General features: G+C 49.2%; 5 protein-coding genes. 2 read left to right on the plus strand and 3 right to left on the minus strand.

Going from position 1 to position 4,922, the window contains the following annotated elements; translation table 11 throughout:
• On the minus strand, window positions 1-1,168 hold a 1,168-nt coding region (locus P1U47_RS17535), incomplete at its 3' end, for an aldehyde dehydrogenase family protein (RefSeq protein WP_301030519.1).
• Between the two features lie 207 nt (window positions 1,169-1,375).
• On the opposite strand from P1U47_RS17535, the gene P1U47_RS17540 reads away from it, so the two are divergent.
• Window positions 1,376-2,248, plus strand: coding sequence for an AraC family transcriptional regulator (locus P1U47_RS17540; RefSeq protein WP_301030520.1), 873 nt, complete (start codon window positions 1,376-1,378; stop codon window positions 2,246-2,248).
• Between the two features lie 440 nt (window positions 2,249-2,688).
• Entirely contained in the window at window positions 2,689-3,540 is an 852-nt protein-coding gene (locus P1U47_RS17545) for a hypothetical protein (RefSeq protein WP_301030521.1), read from the plus strand.
• Between the two features lie 252 nt (window positions 3,541-3,792).
• On the opposite strand, the gene P1U47_RS17550 is transcribed toward P1U47_RS17545, so the two are convergent.
• Window positions 3,793-4,515 (minus strand): YebC/PmpR family DNA-binding transcriptional regulator, encoded by a 723-nt coding sequence (locus tag P1U47_RS17550; RefSeq protein WP_301030522.1) that lies wholly within the window; start codon window positions 4,513-4,515, stop codon window positions 3,793-3,795.
• A gap of 156 nt (window positions 4,516-4,671) precedes the next feature.
• On the minus strand, window positions 4,672-4,922 hold a 251-nt coding region (locus tag P1U47_RS17555), incomplete at its 5' end, for an SDR family oxidoreductase (protein ID WP_301030523.1).

A 4,922-nucleotide genomic window follows, 5' to 3' on the forward strand; every position in this document is an offset into this window, starting at 1 on the left:
CAAACTTCATGATGTTCTCATCGCTGTAGGAATAAATACCGCATGAGTGGCCTTGTCCCTGATACGCCTGAATGGCGTTGGTCATGGCAATGGCGCCGTCAATGTCTTTCACAGTGTAGAAGGCCATAACAACAGACATTTTCTCGCCAGAGAATGGGTACTCTGGGCCAGCGCCGGTTTCGGGCACGATTAAAAAGGTCTTGCCTTCGGGTAGGTCAATGCCCGACATTTCAGCCAGCACGCTCGCAGGCTGGGCAACAATACGCGCCGCAATGTGACCGTCTTCCCAAATGATACTCTGCAACTTAGCTTTCTCTTCAGCGTTGCAGATATAACCGCCCTGGGCTTGCAGTTTTTCAAGCAGCGCGTCTACGTTTGATTCAAAGGCGATAACCGCATTGTCTGAAGAGCACGATGCCGCCAGATCCAAGGTTTTAGAAATACGGATTTTTTCAGCTGCTTCGTCTAGGTCTGCAGTGTCATCAACAGTGATAACCGCATTACCTGCGCCCACACCCAGTGCTGGGGTGCCGCTTGAGTATGCAGATTTAACCATTGGCGCGCCGCCGGTAGCCAGAATACGGTCGCACTGCTTCATCAATTCAGCAGTGCCTTCCATCGACGGGCTGTCCATAGAAATAACCAAATCCTCGGGAGCACCGCAGGCCTTAAGCGCGCCGCGCATCAAATCGCAGATCATCTTATTGGTTAGCTTAGAGCGCGGGTGCGGCGCAACAATAATCGAATTACGACCTTTAATGGCAGAGATTGCCTTAATCACCGGCGTCGCTTCTGGGTTGGTGCAAGGCGTTAATGCGCCGATAACACCCACTGGCTTAGCGATTTTAACGATATTGCGTTCTTTGTCGTCTTCCAGAATACCCACCGATTTGTCGTCGATAATATCAAAAAGTGCTGCGCGGGTTTTCTTGAAAATCTTAAGAAACTTACCGTCGTAATTACCGAGCTGAGTTTCTTCTACGGTGAACTTGGCAATTTTCTCTGCCACGTCCTGACGTGCAACCGACCACACCATAGCGGTAATCAACTCATCGACTTGCTCTTGGCTGTAATTCTCAATCTGAGCCTGCGCTTTACGTGAACGCTCAACTAGAGACTTTACTAATATTGCCTCTTCGGTAGTGGCTACGGCGGTTTCAGCGGCCATGGTGTTTCTCCAGATTATTTTGTGGCTAACAAAAAAGTGCACCCAGATTCATTTTGCGTGCGCATACGTAGACCCACTATATAAACACATCCTTGCGGCTGGTAGGATTGACTATATTGCCGACTTGATGGACTATATTGCGCAACCAAGAAAAAACACCATCTCACCGCAAAAACATGAAATATCCATATTAAATAAAGGCTTAAAATGGCAATCACCTCAGACTGGCCACTTCCCCCGCTGGGAATTCGCTTCCTTACGCCGCAATTTGTACAAACCCAATTAGCGGGCCACCCACTCAGCGAAGGTCTCTTTCCCGTCGCCATGGGCTATTACCCTGCCGCTTTTGGCCATCAAATGCACCGCCAACAAGAAGACAGCTACTTACTTATTTACTGTATAGACGGTAAAGGCTCCTTAAGCTGTGACGGCAAGCATTACCGCATCCAGAGTGGTGACATTATTTTACTCCCCCCCAAGCACCCCCACACTTACAAAGCCGACAGCAAAGACCCATGGACAATCTATTGGCTACATTTTAATGGCCGTTTAGCCGACCATTTCTATCAACATATTCAACCCAGCTCACCCTCATTTAATATTGGCGTACAACCTCGAGTGGTGAGAATTTTTGACGGCCTTTCTGAACTAAGACGAAGCGGGTATCAATTTGCGGAGTTTATTCAAGGTGGGCACCAACTCCAAGCACTGCTGAGCTATATTGCACTTCTAGTTCGGCAGCAGCGCCCGCAAAGCGGCAAAGCGTTAAATTGGGAACGACTGCGCGCCACCATGCAAGAGCATGTCCACGGCCAACTTAATTTAGACGAATTAGCCTCCAGCGCAAAACTCTCTAAGTACCACTTCACCAAAAAATTTAAAGCTCACACCGGGCAGTCACCCATACAGTATTTTATTAATATGAAAATCCAGCGAGCCTGCTATTTATTAGACAGCACCAGCCAACCGGTCAAGCAAGTAGCCGCGGCGATAGGTTATGAGGACGCCTACTACTTCTCACGCCTATTCAAAAAAATCATCGGCGTAGCGCCTAATGACTACCGCAAACATCGGCGCTAAACCATCGCGCACTAAAATTGGCGTAAGCCAAGCAATGCAGACACTGCGGCCAGAAAAATAAAATCTAATTATTCAGGTTTATATATTTATCAAAAAATTGACAAGCACCATAAACATACACGCGCCAACACCCTAGCAACCGTCAAGCAAAGCTTGCATAGCCCTATGCCCAGACAAATATACGCCTATAAAAATATGTGTAGTAGCCCTGATTTCAAACACGATAAACACACAAGCAATATAATTTTCGACAAGTGAATTATCACAAACGAGACCAGTATCACAAAAATAACACCCAACCATAGGCGCACATTGAGCATGACAATTATTTAATCTAGAATGACCTTGCTCGAAAAAAAAAGAGACAAGTGCTCACCGATGAACACCTTAATCAGCGCAGCGCTAAACATGATTACTCTTATACAACACAAGGATTTACTATGAATAAGAAGATGAAAGCACTATTCGGCGGCTTGGTTCTAGCCAGCTCTGCAATGACAGCGCAAGCTCAAGCACCAGGGGTTGGTGGCTTATTGGGCGGCTTACCTATCGTTGGCAATTTAGTCGGTGGCGTTGTCACCCCACTTGTTGGCGGCCTACCAATAGTAGGTGACCTCCTGGGCGGCTCAACAAGTGGCGGCTTATTGGGTGGCTTAACAGATGGCGGCTTACTAGGCGGCCTAACAGGTGGCGGCGCAAATGGTGGCTTATTGGGTGGCCTACCAATAGTTGGCGATTTGGTCGGCGGCACTGTTATCCCGCTTGTTGGCGGCCTCCCCATTGTCGGTGATTTGGTCACCGGTACCGTCGTCCCGCTTGTTGGTGGCTTACCCGTCGTCGGTGATCTCCTTGGCCTAGAGGGCTTATCAGGTGGGAGCGCAACAGGCGGTGATTTACTCGGTGGCCTGCCACTTGTCGGCGACCTCCTAGGCGGTTTAACTGGTGGTGACTTGCTGGGTGGCTTACCAATTGTCGGTGATTTGGTAGGCGGCGTCGTCATCCCCCTTGTTGGTGGTTTGCCAATTGTTGGTGATCTCGTAGGAGGCTTAACAGGTAGTGGCGCAACAAATGGTAGCTTGTTAGGCGGCTTGCCAATTGTCGGCGGCCTAGCGGGTGGTGATTTACTTGATGGACTGGCAGTACTCAATGTACTGCCAGTACTCGATGTACTTTATGGACTGCCAGTAGTTCACGGCTTACTTAGCGACGGCATCCGCATCCCTCTTGTGGGGGAGTTACCCGTTGTTGGCGGCGTAGTAAGTGGCTTGCCGATAGTAGGCGGTATTCTATAAACCACATTGCCGAAGCTACCCTACCAAAGCCGAGTAACACACTCGGCTTTTTATTGCCTGCTGATAGCACATATAACGAGTCTGCGCGAAAGCAATATCAAAGCCGATAAATAGCCAGTTATTACGCGGCGAAAAAGTCAGCAACAAACGCTGCAATAAGAAGACGAACGGAGAGGAATCAAAAGTGCCCGCCCCAGTCATCAACACTGGGGCGGGCACTACAGCGCCGCGAACACAGAGCGAGGAAAACAATTACGCCTCTGGCAACTCTGCGTTGTGATAAATATTCTGCACATCATCCAAGTCATTAAGCATGTCCATGAATTTTTCAAACATGACCACGTCATCGCCTTCAACAGGAGAGGTGTTTTGGGCGAGGAACTGAATTTCATCAACGTCAAAATCAGCCACACCCATCTCCATCAAGGCCTGCTTGGCTTTGAAGTATTCTGTATTGGGTGCAAAAACTGACACTTTGCCAGCTTCCTTCTCGATATCACTGACGTCAACATCGGCTTCCATTAAGGCTTCCAGGGTCGCCTCTTCGTCGTCACCATCGAAGACAAAAATCGCCGAGTGATCAAACATATGGCTGACACTACCCTGAGTGCCAATTTTACTCTTGGTTTTGTTAAAGCAAAGACGGACATCACCGAAGGTACGGTTTGGATTATCGGTAAGACACTCAACAATAACCATGCAATTACCGGGGCCATAGCCCTCGTAGCGGGCCAGAGAGAAGTCTTCACCGGCGCCACCTTTGGCTTTTTCAATGGCTTTTTCGATAACGTGGGTCGGCACTTGATCTTTCTTAGCGCGCTCGATCATCCCCCGCAGCGCCAAATTACCCGTGGGATCAAAGCCCCCAGCCTTGGCGCAGACGTAGATTTCGCGTCCGTATTTACTGTAGACCTTGGCCTTGGCATCTGAGGTTTTGGCCATCGAATCTTTGCGGTTTTGGTAGGCTCTGCCCATTGCGCTGCTCCGCTTAAAATAACAAAAACACGGATTTTACAGTTAGGTATTCAGATAGGGAAACTTTTCGTCACATTCCCGCCAAGAAGCCACCTGCAAAACTGCCGTGTTAGACCTAGATTCGCAGATAAGCCCAGTTTGTGATGCCGGTATTTATCAACGTAAAAACGCCTGACCGCCATCCACCGGCAAGGTATGACCGGTAATGTAGGCGGCATCCGGCCCACACAAAAACACCACCACCCTGCCTACATCTTCCTCACAATCACCGACTCGCCCGAGGGGCACGGTACAAAGAAAATCCTCAACATCATCGCCACCACTCTCTACCCAGCGACTCATGGCCGGCGACGAGGGTTCTCTGGCCACGGCGCGGTAAAATGATGATCGATTAAAGACTGCGGTAC

The sequence above is a fragment of the Zhongshania sp. genome (assembly GCF_029212375.1).
In the GTDB taxonomy this organism is placed as follows: domain Bacteria; phylum Pseudomonadota; class Gammaproteobacteria; order Pseudomonadales; family Spongiibacteraceae; genus Spongiibacter.